This is a genomic window from Pseudomonas sp. D4002, assembly GCF_013385665.1.
Taxonomy (GTDB): Bacteria; Pseudomonadota; Gammaproteobacteria; order Pseudomonadales; family Pseudomonadaceae; genus Aquipseudomonas.
Window position 1 is genome coordinate 79,737 of the sequence record NZ_JACAPN010000046.1, and the last position, 16,755, is coordinate 96,491.

Below are 16,755 nucleotides of genomic sequence, written 5' to 3' on the forward strand. Positions count from 1 at the left end.
TTGCGTCAAACAGCGTGCCGCACAAAACACTGCTCCACCACCGACTTGCCCCACTGCTGCCCCTCCTGTTCCGACTCCAGCACAAAGCCCGCGTTTTCATAGAGCTTGCGCGCCACATCGAGGCCCTTGAACGTCCACAGCCGCACCGCCGGGAACCGGTGCCCGTCACAGAAATCCAGCGCCTCCTGCAACAGCCGTTTACCCAAACCCTGGCCGTGGGCCGACGGGTCCAGGATGAAGCAGCGCAAGATCGCCTCGCCGTTTTCGCCCTCGCCATCAATGGCAATCGAACCTACAATCTGCGTCCCATCCAGTACCGCCCACACTTCGTTGCGCGGGTTGGCCAGGCGTCCCATCAACTCGGCCATGTCCGCCGCCACCAGGCTTTCAAATGGTTGGCCAAAATTCGCATGCTTGGCGTAGTACTCCGCGTGCATCTGCGCGATGCGCCCAATCACCCCAGGCCGGTAGCCACGGGCAATGCTGTAGTGCCTTGGCTGCCGGGCGCCGGTGCGTTGGGTTTGCAGGGCTGCGGCGTACTGATCAAGTCCGCGGCTGACGGCCTGTTGCTGTTCGCTGGACAAGTCGCCAATCGCCTCGCCCACTTGGCGCCGGGCAAACGTTTCAATGTCGCGTAACGTCTTCTGGCCTCGTGTGGTGAGCCGCAGCTTTTTCGAGCGGGCATCGTCCTCGTTGGCAAACTCTTCCAGCTCGCCCGCCTCGATCAGCTTGCGCACCATGCGGCTCACCGAGGATTTTTCCAGGCCCAGCAAGGTGACCAGTTCAGCCGCCGTCAATGCGCCACGCTCGCCGATTTCAACAATCGTGTGCACCGACGACGGTGGATAACGGCTGGCTGCCAACTTCGGCTGCATGAAACCCAGCTCTCGCACCATGAGGCGTGAGGCACAGCGGATCTGATCGATAAGGTCTGGCCTGGAACGGTTCACGTGGAAAACCTCTTGCCCGAATGAAGAGATATAGTTGTATCGAACAACCATATGCAGATCAATCTCCCTTCCAGCAAATCACTGAGGTACATTCCCTCCCCACGGACAACAGATCATTCTCAAATGAACGGAGTCATCGCGTGCTTTCGATTTTCCACCGCCAACGCCTTACCACCCTCTCGCTGATCACCGCCGCCCTCACCCTCGCCGCCTGCCACAGCGCCACCGCGCCTGAACTGCCGCCCGCCCCGGAGCTCGGCTCGGGCTATCGCACCGACATGAGCACCCGCCACGCCGAGCGCCATATGGCCGCCGCCGCCAACCCGCTGGCCGCCGAAGCCGGGCGGGAAATCCTGCGCAAGGGCGGCTCGGCCATCGACGCCGCGATTACCATGCAGGCCGTACTGACGCTGGTGGAACCGCAGTCGTCCGGGATCGGCGGCGGTGCGTTCATCATGCTGTGGGACGGCAAGCAGGTGCACGCCTACGACGGTCGCGAAACCGCACCGGCGGGCGCTACCGAGCGGTTGTTCCTGAAGGCCGACGGTACGCCGATGGCCTTCCCCGAGGCACAGATTGGCGGGAGGTCCGTGGCAACTCCAGGCGTGTTGCGCGCCTTGGAGATGGCCCACAAAAAGACCGGCCATCTGCAATGGGCAACCTTATTCGAGCCGGCCATTCGCCTGGCTGAACAGGGCTTCCCGATTTCTGCGCGCTTGCACAGCCTGATTGCCGCCGACCGCTACATCACCCGCTCGCCGGAAATGACCGCGTACTTCCTGAACGCCGACGGCAGCCCGAAGGCCACCGGTACGCTGCTGAAAAACCCGGCGCTGGCCAACGTCTTCAAACGCATCGCCAAGGAAGGGCCGGATGCGCTGTACTACGGCCCGATTGCCGAAGAAATCACCCGCAAGGTGCAGGGCAACAGCAACGCCGGCAGCCTGACGCTGACCGACCTCAAGGGTTACAGCGCGGTTGAGCGGGCGCCGTTGTGCACTGACTACAAGCGCTGGAAAGTCTGCGGCATGCCGCCACCGTCGTCGGGCGGGATTGCTATTGCACAGATCCTCGGCACATTGCAGGCCCTGGAAGCCCGTGACCCGCGCATGGCCCTCGCGCCGTTGAAGCCGGTGAAAACCGATTCCCCGGCAGGCCTGGAGCCGGTGCCCGAAGCGGTGCACCTGATCGCCGAAGCCGACCGCCTGGCCTACGCCGACCGCGCCCAGTACGTGGCCGATTCGGACTACGTGCCGGTGCCGGTTGCCGGATTGATCGCTCCGAATTACCTGGCCAGCCGCGCTGCGTTGATTGGTGAGCGCAGCATGGGCATCGCCAAGCCGGGCAAGCCGGCCGGGATTGAAGTGGCCTATGCGCCGGATCGCTCGCCGCTGCGCATTTCCACCTCGCAAGTGGTGGCAGTGGATGACGTGGGTGGCGCGGTGTCGATGACCACTACGGTGGAAGCGGCGTTCGGTTCCCATGTGATGGTCCAGGGCTTTTTGCTGAATAACCAGATGACCGACTTCTCCTTCATCCCCGAAGAGAACGGCCAGCCGGTGGCCAACCGGATCGAGCCGGGCAAGCGCCCGCGTTCGTCCATGGCGCCGACCCTGGTGTTTGATCGTCAAAGCGGCGAGCTGGTGGCCACCGTTGGCTCGCCGGGCGGTTCGCAGATCATCGAATATGTGAGCAAATCCCTGGTGGCCATGCTCGACTGGAACCTCGACCCGCAAGCGGCCGTCGGCCTGCCCAACTTTGGCAGCCGCAACGGCGCGACCGAGCTGGAAACCGGTTTATTCAGCGCACCGTTGAAACAGGCGCTGAAAGACAAGGGCCACGCCCTGAGCGAAATCGACATGACCAGCGGCGCCCAGGCGATTGTCCGGGTGCGCGATGCGCAGGGCAAAGCGTCGTTGATCGGCGGGGCTGATCCACGCCGTGAAGGCGAAGCGCTGGGGGATTGAGTTGACTCACTGGAGAGCTGCGCGTGCACAAGGCAAATAACCTCGGCGCCCTGATGGGCGTCGATCATGGGTTTTGTTCGATTGACGATCCGTTGCGGCCTGACGAGGTGTTCATCTGCAAGCAGGTGCACAGCGCCACGACCATTGAATGGCGCCCGGAGCTCGCCGCCAATACGGTTGAAGCCGATGGGGTTTTCAGCCGGGATCTGCAGCCGATTGCGGTGATTACCGCCGACTGCCTGCCGTTGCTGATGGCCTCGGAGGACGGGGAATTTGTCGCGGCGATACATGGCGGCTGGAAAGGACTGCAAGGCGGGATCATCGCCAATGCCATGCAACGGTTTACCGCCGAGGGTGTCGCGTTGGATCAGTTGCGGATTGCGATTGGGCCTTCGATCAAGCCTTGTTGTTATGAGGTGAGTGGCGAGTTTGTGGCGCAGTTGCAGGCGAGTCAGGGGCATTTGTGGCGGGATGGAAATGCGCCGTGGACGTTCGAGCAGCCGGGGCCTTTGTTGGCACCGGAGATTCAGCCGCCAGAACCCAGGCAGGCCTTGAGTGCGTGGTTTGATTTGAGCCGCTATGCGCTGATCTTGCTGGAGGCGGCAGGGATAAAACGTGAGCAGGTTGAGGTAAGCGAAGTGTGTACGTATTGCAGCTCGCCGGCGTTTGCGAGTTATCGCAGAAGGACCCATGACAGTACGGAGAGGAAGACGTTGTTGTATTCGTGGATTTCGCGAAAAACGCAACGATAAAGCGGCCGAATAGAGCCTCTCCGGCAACACCATATTTGTGGCGAGGGAGCTTGCTCCCGCTGGGGTGCGAAGCGCCCCCAGAATGAGTTGATGCGTTTTTTTCAGCAAGAGCACCAAACTCAGTTTTCAGGGCTGCTGCGCAGCCCAACGGGAGCAAGCTCCCTCGCCACAATGGAGTCGCGCTCATGAAAAAGTAATCGGCGCTCCCAAGTCTAACGCCGTAAAAATCACCGGCTGATCTTCAACCCCTTACGCGCCGCATGCCGCTCCAGCGCCAGCTCGATCAAGCGGCTCACCAGCTCGCTGTAGCTCATGCCTGCCGCCTGCCACAACTTCGGGTACATGCTGATGCGGGTGAACCCAGGCAACGAGTTGATTTCGTTGATCAGCACCTCGCCCTCATCCGTCAAGAACACATCCACCCGTGCCAGCCCGGCGCAGCCCAGGGTTTCAAACGCTTCGATGGCCAACGCACGAATGCGCTCGCTGGCTTCAACACTGATATCCGCCGGCACTACCACTTGGGCTGCCTGGTCATCAATGTATTTGCTGTCGTAGGAATAGAACCCGTCGCGCACCACGATCTCGCCGCAGCCGCTGGCGATGGGGTTCTCGTTACCCAACACGGCACATTCAATTTCCCGGCCTTTTACCGCCGACTCCACCAGCACCTTTTCATCAAACCCAAGTGCCAGCTCTACAGCAGCGTGATATTCAGCCTCGCTGCCCACCTTGCTCACCCCCACGGACGATCCCTGGTTCGCCGGTTTCACGAACATCGGCAATCCGAGTTTCTGTTGCGCTTGGTCGAAGGTGGTACGCGCCGCATTCCTGCGGTTGAGGGTGATGAACGGCGTCACGGCAATCCCGGCATCCCGCAGCAGGCGTTTGCTGATGTCCTTGTCCATGCACACCGCCGAGCCCAGCACGTCGGAGCCGACAAACGGCAGGTCCGCCATGCGCAGCAGGCCTTGCAGGCAGCCGTCTTCGCCGAGGGTGCCGTGGACGATCGGGAAGATCACATCGACGTGTTCCAATGAGGCCTGGCTCGAGGTTTCCACCAGTTGCTGGCTGGCCTTACCCGGCACGACCGCCAGTTTACGATTGGATTGATTGAGGGCGATCAGCGCCGGGTTTTCTTCGTTGAGCAGGAAACCCGAGGTGTCGTTGAGGTGCCAGTGGCCGGCCTTGTCGATGCCGATCAGGATCGGCTCGAAGCGCGAACGGTCCAGCGCATCGACGATGTTGCGCGCCGACTGCAGCGACACTTCATGCTCGGCCGAACGGCCACCAAAAATAATCCCTACCCGCAGCTTGCTCATGATCGGCCTCACATTTGAAAGTAAGGCTTCTTACCATGAGCCGTCAGCGATTCGCTACCAGCGTGGCGCCGAACAGCACATAACAACCACCGGCAAACCGGTCCAGCCACTTGCGCGAGCGGCTGTAGACGTTGGCCATCCGTTCACTGGAAAACACCAGTGCCACGCAGGAATACCAACTGAATGACAGCGTCGCCATGGTGATCACGGCCAGGGTCAGCAGCATCGGCGACGGTGATGGGGGCATGGTGGACGCAAAGATCGTCGCGACAAACAGCGCCGCCTTGGGGTTGGACAGGTTGCCCAATAAACCCAGCCGCCAGGCGGAAAACAACGAGCGCCGTAGTTCGTCGGGCAACAGGTTCTGGGCCATGGCCGGTGCCGAGCGCCGGAACAGTTTCAACCCCAGGTAAATCAGGTAGCAGCCGCCGATGATCTTGAACGCGAGGTACAACATCGGCGCTGCGGTAAACAATGACTTGATCCCCAAGCCGCCGGCCAGGCCCCACATCACGGTGCCGGTGGCCACGCCTGCGGACGCCACCACGCCATGGCGGCGTGAGCAACTGGCGGCCAATTGCGCCGTGTTGAAGAAATTCGGGCCTGGCGTCACGACCGCGACGGTCCAGAGCAAGGCCAGCGACAGAAGAGGCGCGGCGTACGGCAGGCTTGGGAAAAGCATCGGTTGATCCATCCTTCAGGGAATTAAAGATCCTTGCCGTTTACAGCTCAGGTTCGGGTTCATGCACCAGTAGGTCGCCCGGCTGACACTCCAGATACTTGCAGATTGCATCCAGGGTCGCCAGCCGTATGCCCTTGACCTTGCCTTGCTTGAGCAATGACAGGTTTTGTTCGGTGATACCAATGGCGGCGGCCAGGTCCTTGGACTTGACCTTGCGCCGGGCGAGCATAACGTCCAACTCAATCACAATAGACATGCTGTTCTCAAACAAACGTGCGGTTTTCAGAATCCACTTCACTGGCCTGCCACAGGATACGCGCGATCACCGAGATGCAGCCGGCGAGAAACAGCGCCACGATGCTGGGCGGGGTAAAACTCAAGGTGAGCAGCCGCTGGCCAACCGGCTCGTTCATCGTGACCCAGACACTGAGCAAGGGCTCACACAGAAAATCCAGCAACACCCACAGTGCCACGGCCCGGCCTACTTTACCCAAGTGCTGCGCGGCGTCGCTGGAAAAATACTCCCCACGAGCATAGTTCTGGAACAGCTGGCGCAAATGATTCAAACCGGACACCAGCGCCATCAAGGGAATGCTGGAGAGCAGGACGCCGCCCAGTGTCTGCCACCAAGGGAACGTCGCAACGATCTCCGCCCGTCCCTCGATCTGTTGACCACTCAGGGCGAAACCAAACCCGAACGAAGCGCTTTGCACCGGGTAAAGCCACGCGGCGGTATTGAGCAGCAGTATGGCGACGATCAACAACAGGGTAAGCAATGCCATGCGCTGGCTGAGCTGGGCAAGACGTTGGGAATTCATAGGTAAGCCTCTCAGAAATTTGAGGCGGAAAAATAAACGATTAATTATCGTAAAACAATCATTTTTTAATGATTAGCGATACCTGAACACAAAACCGATACTGCCCCCCAAAATTTCAGCAGTGGCACAATCGTTCAAGACCGCAGCAGACAGCCCGGTCACACTGGGGTAACGTATTTGCGTCCCGACCTGCGACTGACACCATGATCAAACCCTCTCTCGACTGGCTGCACCGCGCGCCCCACGCCAGTGGCCTGGAGCGCATCGAGGCGTATTTTGCCGGGTTTGGCTTCGACCCCCATCGCCACGACACCTATGCCATCGGCCGTACCCTGTTCGGTGTGCAGAGCTTTCACTATCGCGGCGGCATGACCCACAGCCTGCCGGGGCGGACCATGGTGATCCATCCCGATGAAGTGCATGACGGCTGGGCCGGCAGCGAGGAAGGTTTCAAATACCGGATGATTTACGTGGAGCCGGCGCTGATCCAGCAGGTGCTCGGCGGCAAGCCGTTACCGTTCATCCCCGGCGGATTGTCCAGCGACCCGTGGCTGTACCGCGCCAGTGAAGTGTTGCTGCAAAGCCTGGATTGCCCGATTGACCCGCTGCAGGAACAGGACGCGATGTTTGACTTGGCCCAGGCGCTGAATAACGCGTCGGGCATCACGGTCAATCGCAAGACCTTCGACTACCGGGCCGCCGAGCGCGCACGGGAATTTATCCACAGTGCCCTGGGCCGGCCGATTACCCTCGATGAAATGGCGGAATACGCCAACCGCGACCGCTGGGCGTTGTCGCGGGATTTTCGTTTGTTGTTCGGCACCAGCCCCTATCGCTACCTGACCATGCGCCGCCTGGACCTGGTGCGCAGCCTGCTGGGCCAGGGCCAGTCATTGGTAGATGCGGCACTGACCGCCGGCTTCACCGACCAGAGCCACATGACCCGCCAGTTCCGCAGCACTTTCGGCATGCCACCGTCGCGCTGGGTAAAGATGCTCGGGCGCTGAAATCCCGCCTTGAAACGCGATCAACCTGTAGGAGCTGGCTTGCCTGCGATGGCGGTGGGTCAGTTAATAAATTGTTGGCTGACACTCCGCCATCGCAGGCAAGCCAGCTCCTACAGTTGATTTATGTCGCTGCTGAAATCGCATCCGACTCTATAGCGCGCTCTTTAAGTGCTAACGCCAGAACCGCCCCCGCCAGGGCAATCGCCGCGCTCCACCACAACGCCAGTTCAATCCCGCCCGCCTGCGCCGCGCCCGTCGACCCACCGGCGTTCGCCAACGACACCAGCAACGCCAGCCCCAACGCACCGCCAATCTGCTGGCTGGTGGACGCCATGCCCGCCGCCACGCCCTGCTCGCCCGGCCGGATGCCCAGCCCGGCGGCCACCCACATCGCCGTCCAGGTCATGCCCTGGCCAATACTCAGGATGAAAATCCCCGGCAGCAACGACCAGAACCCCGCCCCCGTCGGCAACGCCACACATACCAAAGCGATACCCACCGCGCCCGCCAACTGGCCGCTGACCAGGGTGTTGCGCAACCCCAGCCGCGCCAATGAACGCTCCGCCAGCCAGATACCCGCGGTGCACACCAGCGTTGCCGGCAAAAACGCCAACCCCGCCTGCAACACGCTGTAGCCGTAGACCTGCTGGTAGTACACCGCCAGAAAGTAGTACTGCACGCCAAAGCTGCTCATGAACACCGCCGTCAACACCATGGCCATGCGCAACTCGCGATAGCCCAACAAGCGTAGCGGCATCAACGGATCACGGCCCCGGTGTTCAATCCACCCAAACAACCCGAGCAGCACCAACGCCAGGACCATGCAGCCCAGGGTCGACGGCGCCGCCCAGCCCCACTCCGGCCCCTGCACCAGGGAGAACACCAGCAAGGTGCCGCCCAGCGTCACGGTCAACGCACCGCTGATATCAAAGTTGCGCCCGCGGGCCCGCTCGCCATCGGCGGGAATCCAGTAGCGCGCCGCCAGGGCGCAGGCGCCGGCCAACGGCACGTTCACCAGGAACACCGCTTCCCAGCCCCAGGCCTGGGTCAGCACGCCGCCGAGCAACGCGCCCAATGCCAGGCCCGCCGCAGACGCCGCGCTCCACACGGCAAACGCCCGATTACGCGCGGGCCCTTCGGCGTAGTGGGTGTTGATCAGAGCCAGCGTGGCCGGGAACAACAGCGCGCCGCCCACGCCCTGCACCGCCCGCGCCAGCACCAGCAGCAAGGCGCTGCCACCGAGCACCGCCGCCAGGGAAGACAGCGCGTACAGCGACTGGCCAAGCATGTACAAGCGCCGCTTGCCCAACAGGTCCGCCGCCCGACCGCCCAGCAACAGGAAGCCACCAAACGCCACGCTGTAGGCACTGACCACCCACTGCAATTGCTGGGCAGAAAAACCCAGGTGGCTGCCGATTTGCGGCAGCGCGACAAACACAATGGTCGCGTCGAGGGCGATGATCAGTTGCGCGGTTGCCAGCAGCAACAGCATCCAGCCAGAGGGTCGAGAAGAAGACATCACAGCGTCCTGCCTGAAAATGAGAGGCGCCAGTTTCTTTCATGCCCAACAGATGATAAATAGCCCTATCACTCTTTCAGTAATGACTTTAATCATGGATCTGAATGCTGTTCGCCTGCTGGTGCGCGTCGCCGAAACCCGCAGTTTCACTCGCGCCGCCGGAGACCTGGGGCTGACCCAATCGGGCTTGTCCCGGGCCATTTCCCGGCTGGAAAACCAGCTGGGTGTGCGCCTGCTGCAACGCAACACCCGCAGCGTCAGCCTCACGCCCGACGGGCAGATGCTGTATGAACGCAGCGCGCCGCTGCTGGCGGAACTGGCCGAAGCCGAGCGGCAAATGCTCGACCGCCGTGCCTCACCGTCCGGTTTGCTGAAGATCAGCACGCCCTCGTTGTTTGGCCGCAAGGTGGTGATGCCGGTGATCGGCGAGCTGACCCTGCAATACCCCGAGCTGCGCATTGAAGCGGTAATGACCGACCGCCTGGTGGACATCGTCGACGAAGGCTTTGACGCCTTGCTGCGCACCGGCGACATCCAGGACCAACGCCTGATCGCCCGGGCACTGCCACCGCTGCGCTGGGTCACCGTCGCCGCCCCGGCTTATCTCGCGCGTTTTGGTACGCCGCAGACCGTCGATGAACTCAAGGACCATAATTGCCTGACCGTGCGCAACCTGCGCACCAGCCGGCTGGTGGACTGGCAGTTCATGCTCGATGGCAGGGTGCAGGACGTGAGTGTCGAGGGGCGGTTGATCTTTGATATCGGCGATGCGCTGGTGGACGGTGCGCTGGGCGGATTCGGCATCGCCCAGGTGATGGACTTTGCGGTGCGGGAAGATCTGGCGGCCGGGCGCCTGGTGCCCTTGCTGGAGGACTTTGCCGGGCGCAGTCGGGCGATATCGCTGGTGTATCCGCCATCGCGGCAGTACTCGCCGAAGTTGATGGCGTTTGCCGAGGCGCTCAGCAAAACCCAGTGGTAACACAACCTTTGTGGCTAGGGAGCTTGCTCCCGCTCGGCTGCGCAGCAGTCGTATATCTACCGACCAAGTGTATTGGCAGGAAACAATGGGACCGCTTCGCGCTCCAGCGGGAGCAAGCTCCCTCGCCACAAAACCAGGCTGTACCGGAAGAATTGGCACTGGGCTTAAAGCTGTCGCCCATCAATAGGCTCACCAATCGTCAGGAAATGCCCGCCCGCCACATGGTGCAAGGTACGCAGCGCATCCTGCCCTTCGAAATGCCAGCGACCGTCGCTGAATACGCGCTCATCAGCCTGGGCGGCCACCACTTCGGCGAGGAACAGATCGTAGGTCTGCTGGTTATGCGGTTCCGGCAGCAAGCGGCATTCCAGCCACGCCACGCAGCCTTCAAGCATCGGCGCTTCGGCGTGTTCGCCGCTGAACGTCTGCAAGCCATATGCGGCGAACTTGTCGGTCTCGCTGCCGGTGGTGTTGCCCACGGTCTGCACGATATCGGCCTGGGCCGCACACGGTACGTTGAGCACGAAAGTGCCGGCGCCTTCGAGCAGTTGCCGGGTCCAGGTGGCCTTATCCAGCACGACGGCGACTTTGGGCGGCTCGAAATCCAGCGGCATCGCCCATGCCGCAGCCATGATGTTGCGCTGGCCGTTGTGCGCGGCGCTGACCAGTACGGTCGGGCCGTGGTTGAGCAAGCGGTAGGCCTTGGACAGCGGGACGGGACGGCGATGGTTAGGGCTCATGGACGAAAGGCTCGGAAAAAAAACCTACGATACCTCAAGCATGAGCCCGGGTGACTAGCTGCTCAGTTGATTGGCGAATTGCCCTACAGCGCTGACCACTTTCTGGGCGCCGTCCTGGATCTCGACGATCACTGTGCCCGCCTCGGCCGCCAATGCCAGCCCTTGCTCGGCCTGCAGGCGGCCATCGGTCATCAGCGCCACTGCATCGCGGGCCATGTCCTGGTTCTGGCGCACCACGCCGACGATTTCCTCGGTGGCCTTGCTGGTACGCGACGCCAGTTGCCGAACCTCGTCGGCCACCACCGCAAAACCACGGCCTTGCTCACCGGCGCGGGCGGCTTCGATGGCGGCGTTGAGTGCCAGCAGGTTGGTCTGCTCGGCGATGCCGCTGATGGTCTTGACGATGCTGCCAATCACCTGGGACTGGGCGTTCAGCGCTTCAATGCCCTCACCCGCCTGCTCCATGTGCTTGGCCAGGTCGCGCATCACCTCCACCGCCTGGGTGACCACGGTGGTGCCGCGCTGGGCGCTGCTGTCGGTGTGCAGCGAGGTGCTGTAGGCGATGTTGGCCGCGTCGGCCACGGCCTGTTCCTGGTTGACCTGGTCGGTGATCACCGTGGCGAACTTGACCACTTTGTACAGCCGCTCGTTGGCGTCGAGCACCGGGTTATACGAAGCCTCCAGCCACACCACCCGCCCGTGGCTGTCCACCCGCTTGAAGCGCCCCGCGACGAATTCACCGGCGTTCAGGCGCTTCCAGAACTGCTGGTACTCGACGCTGCCGGCATCCTGCGGCTCACAGAATATCCGGTGATGTTTGCCCTGGATCTGCGCCAGGCTGTAACCCATGCCGTTGAGGAAACGGTCGTTGGCCGTCAGCACATTACCGTTGAGGTCGAACTCGATCACTGCCGTGGAACGCACCAGCGCGGTGATCAGGTTTTCGTGCTCGCGGGACGCCTCGATGGTGCGGGTCAGGTCGCTGGAGTACATCGAAATATGCTTGATACGCCCGTCACTGCCACGCACCGGTTGCACGATGGAGCGCAGCCACGCCTCATCGCCGTTGCCGCGCATCAGGCGTACGGAACCGGCGAAGTGTTCGCCACGCACCAGGGCGTTCGTGAAGCGCAGTTGAAAGGTGTCGTGCTTGACGTGCGCCGGCACCAGATCCTCGATCAGGCGGCCTTGCAGCTGGCTTGCCTGGTAAGCCATCTCTTGAAGGAAGATGGCATTGACGGACTCGATGCGCCCTTCGGGATCCAGGGTCAGGGCCATCATTTCGCTTTCCAGGCTCTCCTTGACCTGCTGCAAACTGGATAATTCTTCGCGAAGAGCAGACAGCTCCTGCTTGAGACGGGTGTTGAACATGGAGGCACCGGTGGGCAAATGAGGGCGGGATCTGACCTGCATCGGCGCTGCCGGCATTTTCTTAAGAGAGCTTTAGCCCATTGCCCAACTATATTTTTTCAGCCCCTCAACTGCCGTTGTTACGGCAGATGCCCATCACTTGGTAGTGGAGCGTGTTGAGCTTGCCGGTGGAGTCTTCGTAGGTCATGCGTGACGGCACCGCGCTGCACGAGCGGATCGGCGGCGTGACATTCACCACCTTGGCAATGTCCAGCTTCATGCCGTAGCGATACACCAGCACCTCGGGCGCAGGCTTGCCCTTTCTGGCGGCGTAGGCGGCCATGGCTTGCTCATTGTTTTGCATCAATTGGGCGAAGGTGCGGTCGCCTCCACCTTCGGCCATCGCGCCGGCGGAAACGATCAGGGCCAATGCAGCGACAGTGGTTTTCAGGGTATTCATGAGGGCGTCCTCGTCTGACTTATTGAATTAAAAGTTCAGAGCAAGAATAACTAACCAAGCCTGTCGCAAAGTTCACCGAAAGATTACTTATCCGTTATGTTTTATTGAAATTCCAAAATTGTAATCTGTGCGCCACCTCGCCGTTATCTCGTGTTTGCAACTATCTGCCCGGGCACCATCACAACAAGAATGCCCCATCGATAAGAAGCTGATAGCTGCCACTACCGAGGAGCGCTACATGAGCACTAACCGCACATTTTCACTCTCCATGATTGCCGCCCTGGCGGGGCTCACCCCGCTGTCAGGCATGGCCGTGGAAGAAAAACCCGAAGGGTTTATCGAAGGCAGCACCTTGAACGTGCTGGCCCGCAACTTCTACTTCAACCGCGATGACCGCAAGGGCCAGTCGAGCCCCACCGGCAATGGCTATTCCGAAGCCTGGGCCCAGGGTTTTATCGGCAAGTTCGAATCCGGATTCACTCAGGGTCCGGTGGGTTTCGGCCTCGATGCGTTTGCGATGTATGGCCTGAAACTCGACTCCGGCACCGGCCGCAGCGGCGGCAAGGGCTCGTTCGGCGTACTGCCGGTAGACAGCGACAACCACCCCGAGGACGGCTACAGCAAGCTCGGCGGCGCGGTAAAAGTGCGCCTGCTGGATACCGTGATCAAGGCCGGTGACGTGTTCCCGCTGACCCCGGTGGTGGCCTACGGCGACTCGCGGGTGTTGCCGGAAAGCTTCCGTGGCGTCACCGCGCAAAACACCAGCATTGACGGCTTGAGCTTGCAGGCCGGGCACTTGAGCGGCATGAGCCAGCCTACTCAAAGCGGCATGGATAAAGGCTTCGCGACGTTTTATGCGGGCAAGGTGGATTCACCCTGGATCGGCTATGCCGGCGGCGACTACCAGGTGAACAAACACCTCAGCGTCAGCCTGTACACCAGCCGCCTGAAGGATGCCTGGGACCAGTACTACTTCGGCAGCGCCGCCAGCTACCCGCTGAACGATGACGTGTCGCTGTTTGGCGACTTCAACTATTACAAGGCCGTGGACGAGGGCAAGAAACGCCTTGGCGAGTTCGATAACAACATCTGGAGCGCCAGGCTCGGGGTCAAGGTCGGCGCCCACAGCCTGGCCCTGTCGCACCAGCGCAACAACGGCGATGACGACTTTGACTACCTGCGCATGTCGGACTCGATCTTCCTCAACAACTCGATCCAGTACAGCGACTTCAACTCGCCCAGGGAACGCTCGTGGATGCTCGCCTATAACCTCGACATGCAGGCCTTCGGCATTCCTGGCCTGACCTTCATGACCCGCTATGGCAAAGGTACCGGCGCCGACTACAGCAACGCCAACAGCGTGTACATGCGCCGTGACGCGGCCGGCGACCCGCTGACCGATCAACGCCGCTGGGAGCGGGATATCGAGGCGAAGTACGTGGTGCAGGGCGGTAACTTGAAAGACCTGTCGCTGCGTTTGCGCCAGGCGACCGTTCGCTCAAGTGCCTTTGAGTCGGACTTGGAAGAAGTTCGGTTGATTGTCGAATACCCATTGGCAATTCTGTAAATGAACACAACGGCAAATGCTTACATTCATTTGCCGTTGACTAACATCTGTTCACAAATTGAAGCCTGTCAGAACTGTAATATGCGCCTCACCTTCTCGTTAAGTTGCGCTTCATATACTGGTCACAACTAACGGCACACGCCTTATTTGGAGACACGTCATGAAGCCATCCCGCCTGTTATTGATCAGTTTTCTCGGCGCCACTTCCACCCTCGCATTCGCCGACGACGGCGCCGACCGCTCCCGGCAGTTCCTCGCCGAGTTCCGCCAGCAACAGCAGCAGGTCCACGGTGAACAGTCCGTGGCCGAGACCGCGCCCGCCGACGCACAGAAGCAGTCGATCTGAACGGCGCACACCGAGCACATTCATCTCTGAAGCTTTTGTGTAGCTCCTTTGGAAAGAGATGAATTTTTAACGCCCCGGATGGGGCGTTTTTTTTGCCCGCCCGTTCTGCACCGCAACAACCAGTCACAAACTGGCTGATTGACCCTGTAGCTACTTCAGCCTTCAGGCTTCGGAAAATTCGAATTTCAGTCTCTCTCTATCAGTAAAAGGTAAACCCCCATGCGTATCCTTGTGGTTGAGGACGAGCAAAAAACCGCCGCCTACCTGCAGCAGGGCCTGACCGAAAGCGGTTACGTGGTCGACTGCGCCGCCAGCGGCGTGGACGGCCTGCACCTGGCCGGGCAACACGCTTATGAACTGGTGATTCTCGATGTAAACCTGCCGGCCAAGGACGGCTGGGAAGTGCTTGAGCAACTGCGCCGCGACAGCAACCAACGGGTGATGATGCTCACAGCCCGTGGCCGGCTGACTGACAAGATCAAGGGCCTGGACATGGGCGCCGATGATTACCTGGTCAAACCCTTCGAGTTCCCCGAATTGCTGGCCCGGGTGCGTACGCTGTTGCGCCGCAGCGAGCACATACCGGTGCCGGAAGTCTTCCGCGTGTCGGACCTTGAACTGGACCCGCGCCGCCACCGCGCCTATCGCGGCACCCGGCGCATTGACCTGACCACCAAGGAGTTCGCGCTGCTGCATGTGCTGATGCGTCAGTCCGGCGAAGTGCTGACCCGCACGCAGATTATTTCCCTGGTGTGGGACATGAATTTCGACTGCGACACCAACGTGGTGGAGGTCTCCATCAGCCGCCTGCGGGCCAAGGTCGATGACCAGAGTGACGTCAAGCTGATCCATACCATTCGCGGCGTGGGCTATGTGCTGGAGGCCCGCCAATGAAAGCCAGCAGCCTGTCGATGCGCCTCGGGCTGACGGTGAGCCTGATGGGCGCGGGCCTGGTGGTGCTGCTCGCGACACTGGCCTACCTGGCGCTGACCCACGAGCTTGAGAAACTGGCGCGCAAGGGCCTGGAAAGCAAGATGGAGCAGATCCAGCACAGCCTCGCCCTCGGCCTGGACACCCGCGACATAAAGGCCCGCCCGCATTCGCTGATGGACCTGGTGATGGGGCATGACAATTTCTACCTGACCATCGTCGGCACCGCACCCGATGAAGCGGTGCTGCTGAGCGTCGGTGCCAAGCCACAGGAACCGTTGCTGACCGACTTCGCACCACGCCAGACCCTCGGTTACCTGAACTGGGACGACAGCAACGGCAACCAGGTGCTCAGCGCCTCCAGCCTGATGCGCCTGTCCAGCGGCGAACGCGTGCGGGTGCTGCTGTCCCTGGACCGCATGGACGATCAGGCATTGCTCAGTGCTTACCTGCGTTCCACGGTGATCGCCCTGCCGCTGCTGTTGCTGCTGATCGGCATCGGCGCGTGGTGGGTGGTGCAACGCGGGCTCGCACCGCTGCAACAGTTCAGCCGCGTCGCGGCCAAGGTCACCACACAGGATCTGACCCACCGCCTGGCTGTGGATAACTTGCCCAACGAGTTGGGCGAGTTGGCGCAGGGCATCAATTTCATGCTGCAGCGCCTGGATGGCGGTGTGCAGCAGCTGTCGCAGTTCTCCGATGACCTGGCCCACGAACTGCGCGCGCCACTGACCAACTTGATGGGCAAGGCCCAGGTGACGTTGTCCCGGGAGCGACCGCCCGAGGAGTACAAGGCGGTGCTGGAGTCCAGCACCGAAGAAATGGAGCGCCTGGCGCGGATCGTTTCCGACATGCTGTTCCTGGCACAGGTCAGCCACCCGGCGGCGCGGGTTTCGTTTGCACCCGTGTCCCTGGCCGATGAAGCGCGCCGGGTGATGGAGCTGTTTGCGTTGAGTGCCGAAGACAAGCAACTGAGCCTGAGCCTTCACGGTGATGCCTCGGTGCATGGCGACCGCCTGATGATTCAGCGGGCGATTTCCAACTTGTTGTCCAATGCCATCCGGCATACGCCACACGCTTCCACGGTGTCGTTGCAGGTGGAAACCCACGGGCAGCAAGTCTCGCTGTCGGTGGGCAACCCGGGTCCGGGGATTGAAGCGCACCACCTGCCGAACCTGTTCGAGCGTTTCTACCGCGTCGACAGCAGCCGCGCCCGCTCCGAAGGGGGGACCGGGCTGGGGCTGGCCATCGTGCGGTCGATCATGACCCTGCATCAAGGCCGGGCAGAAGTCAGCAGCGAGCCCGGAGATTTCACTGTGTTTCGGTTGGTGTTTCCCCTTCATACCAACGCTATCTGCCAATAACC

General features: G+C 61.4%; 17 protein-coding genes and 1 pseudogene. 8 read left to right on the plus strand and 10 right to left on the minus strand.

Features of this window, described 5'->3' with window-relative positions:
* Positions 1 to 5: 5 nt before the first annotated feature.
* Positions 6 to 896 (minus strand): bifunctional helix-turn-helix transcriptional regulator/GNAT family N-acetyltransferase, encoded by an 891-nt coding sequence (locus HX824_RS28230; RefSeq protein WP_177055712.1) that lies wholly within the window; start codon positions 894 to 896, stop codon positions 6 to 8.
* A 194-nt stretch (positions 897 to 1,090) separates the two neighbouring features.
* Here HX824_RS28230 and ggt point away from each other — a divergent pair, with 194 nt between their 5' ends.
* Positions 1,091 to 2,917, plus strand: a complete 1,827-nt coding sequence (ggt, locus tag HX824_RS28235; protein WP_177055682.1) for a gamma-glutamyltransferase — start codon at positions 1,091 to 1,093, stop codon at positions 2,915 to 2,917.
* A 23-nt stretch (positions 2,918 to 2,940) separates the two neighbouring features.
* Positions 2,941 to 3,669: a polyphenol oxidase family protein gene (locus tag HX824_RS28240; protein WP_177055684.1), complete on the plus strand. Its 729-nt coding sequence runs from the start codon at positions 2,941 to 2,943 to the stop codon at positions 3,667 to 3,669.
* A 227-nt stretch (positions 3,670 to 3,896) separates the two neighbouring features.
* Here HX824_RS28240 and ddlA read toward each other — a convergent pair whose 3' ends face one another.
* Genes ddlA through HX824_RS28260 form a run of 4 tightly spaced genes read right to left on the minus strand, consistent with a single transcriptional unit; the run spans position 3,897 to position 6,491 of the window.
* Positions 3,897 to 4,991: a D-alanine--D-alanine ligase gene (ddlA, locus tag HX824_RS28245; RefSeq protein WP_177055686.1), complete on the minus strand. Its 1,095-nt coding sequence runs from the start codon at positions 4,989 to 4,991 to the stop codon at positions 3,897 to 3,899.
* 43 nt (positions 4,992 to 5,034) lie between these two features.
* Positions 5,035 to 5,673 (minus strand): LysE family transporter, encoded by a 639-nt coding sequence (locus tag HX824_RS28250; protein WP_177055688.1) that lies wholly within the window; start codon positions 5,671 to 5,673, stop codon positions 5,035 to 5,037.
* A 40-nt stretch (positions 5,674 to 5,713) separates the two neighbouring features.
* Positions 5,714 to 5,929: a helix-turn-helix transcriptional regulator gene (locus tag HX824_RS28255; RefSeq protein WP_010177071.1), complete on the minus strand. Its 216-nt coding sequence runs from the start codon at positions 5,927 to 5,929 to the stop codon at positions 5,714 to 5,716.
* A gap of 7 nt (positions 5,930 to 5,936) precedes the next feature.
* On the minus strand, positions 5,937 to 6,491 hold the full coding sequence (locus HX824_RS28260; protein WP_177055690.1) for a DUF2975 domain-containing protein: 555 nt from the start codon (positions 6,489 to 6,491) through the stop codon (positions 5,937 to 5,939).
* A gap of 203 nt (positions 6,492 to 6,694) precedes the next feature.
* Here HX824_RS28260 and HX824_RS28265 point away from each other — a divergent pair, with 203 nt between their 5' ends.
* On the plus strand, positions 6,695 to 7,498 hold the full coding sequence (locus HX824_RS28265; RefSeq protein ID WP_076014932.1) for an AraC family transcriptional regulator: 804 nt from the start codon (positions 6,695 to 6,697) through the stop codon (positions 7,496 to 7,498).
* Positions 7,499 to 7,619: 121 nt separating this feature from the next.
* Here the strand turns inward: HX824_RS28265 and HX824_RS28270 are convergent, their stop codons facing one another.
* Positions 7,620 to 8,990 (minus strand): MFS transporter, encoded by a 1,371-nt coding sequence (locus tag HX824_RS28270; RefSeq protein ID WP_218180532.1) that lies wholly within the window; start codon positions 8,988 to 8,990, stop codon positions 7,620 to 7,622.
* A 121-nt stretch (positions 8,991 to 9,111) separates the two neighbouring features.
* Here HX824_RS28270 and HX824_RS28275 point away from each other — a divergent pair, with 121 nt between their 5' ends.
* Positions 9,112 to 9,996, plus strand: a complete 885-nt coding sequence (locus HX824_RS28275) for a LysR family transcriptional regulator (RefSeq protein ID WP_177055694.1) — start codon at positions 9,112 to 9,114, stop codon at positions 9,994 to 9,996.
* Between the two features lie 164 nt (positions 9,997 to 10,160).
* Here HX824_RS28275 and HX824_RS28280 read toward each other — a convergent pair whose 3' ends face one another.
* The 4 genes and pseudogenes from HX824_RS28280 to HX824_RS28290 form a co-directional block, all read right to left on the minus strand.
* Positions 10,161 to 10,736, minus strand: coding sequence for a flavin reductase family protein (locus HX824_RS28280; RefSeq protein ID WP_177055696.1), 576 nt, complete (start codon positions 10,734 to 10,736; stop codon positions 10,161 to 10,163).
* A gap of 54 nt (positions 10,737 to 10,790) precedes the next feature.
* Entirely contained in the window at positions 10,791 to 11,222 is a 432-nt protein-coding gene (locus HX824_RS33055) for a methyl-accepting chemotaxis protein (RefSeq protein ID WP_371132413.1), read from the minus strand.
* 108 nt (positions 11,223 to 11,330) lie between these two features.
* Positions 11,331 to 12,164: pseudogene (locus tag HX824_RS33060) on the minus strand (PAS domain-containing protein); the annotation flags it as partial.
* Between the two features lie 49 nt (positions 12,165 to 12,213).
* On the minus strand, positions 12,214 to 12,546 hold the full coding sequence (locus tag HX824_RS28290) for a DUF2790 domain-containing protein (RefSeq protein ID WP_087693789.1): 333 nt from the start codon (positions 12,544 to 12,546) through the stop codon (positions 12,214 to 12,216).
* A gap of 238 nt (positions 12,547 to 12,784) precedes the next feature.
* Between HX824_RS28290 and HX824_RS28295 the strand changes: the two genes are divergently transcribed.
* From HX824_RS28295 to HX824_RS28310, 4 genes are all read left to right on the plus strand, one after another.
* A complete protein-coding gene (locus tag HX824_RS28295) occupies positions 12,785 to 14,113 on the plus strand; it encodes an OprD family porin (RefSeq protein ID WP_134325732.1) in 1,329 nt (442 codons plus the stop codon).
* Positions 14,114 to 14,273: 160 nt separating this feature from the next.
* The gene (locus tag HX824_RS28300; RefSeq protein WP_102604734.1) at positions 14,274 to 14,459 is read left to right on the plus strand and encodes a hypothetical protein; all 186 of its coding nucleotides are present in this window, start codon (positions 14,274 to 14,276) and stop codon (positions 14,457 to 14,459) included.
* A gap of 219 nt (positions 14,460 to 14,678) precedes the next feature.
* Positions 14,679 to 15,353: a heavy metal response regulator transcription factor gene (locus HX824_RS28305; RefSeq protein WP_003214417.1), complete on the plus strand. Its 675-nt coding sequence runs from the start codon at positions 14,679 to 14,681 to the stop codon at positions 15,351 to 15,353.
* Complete coding sequence (locus tag HX824_RS28310; protein WP_177055700.1) at positions 15,350 to 16,753, plus strand: heavy metal sensor histidine kinase; 1,404 nt, start codon at positions 15,350 to 15,352, stop codon at positions 16,751 to 16,753. The genes HX824_RS28305 and HX824_RS28310 overlap by 4 nt, the downstream gene beginning before the upstream one ends.
* The last annotated feature ends 2 nt before the right edge of the window (positions 16,754 to 16,755 follow it).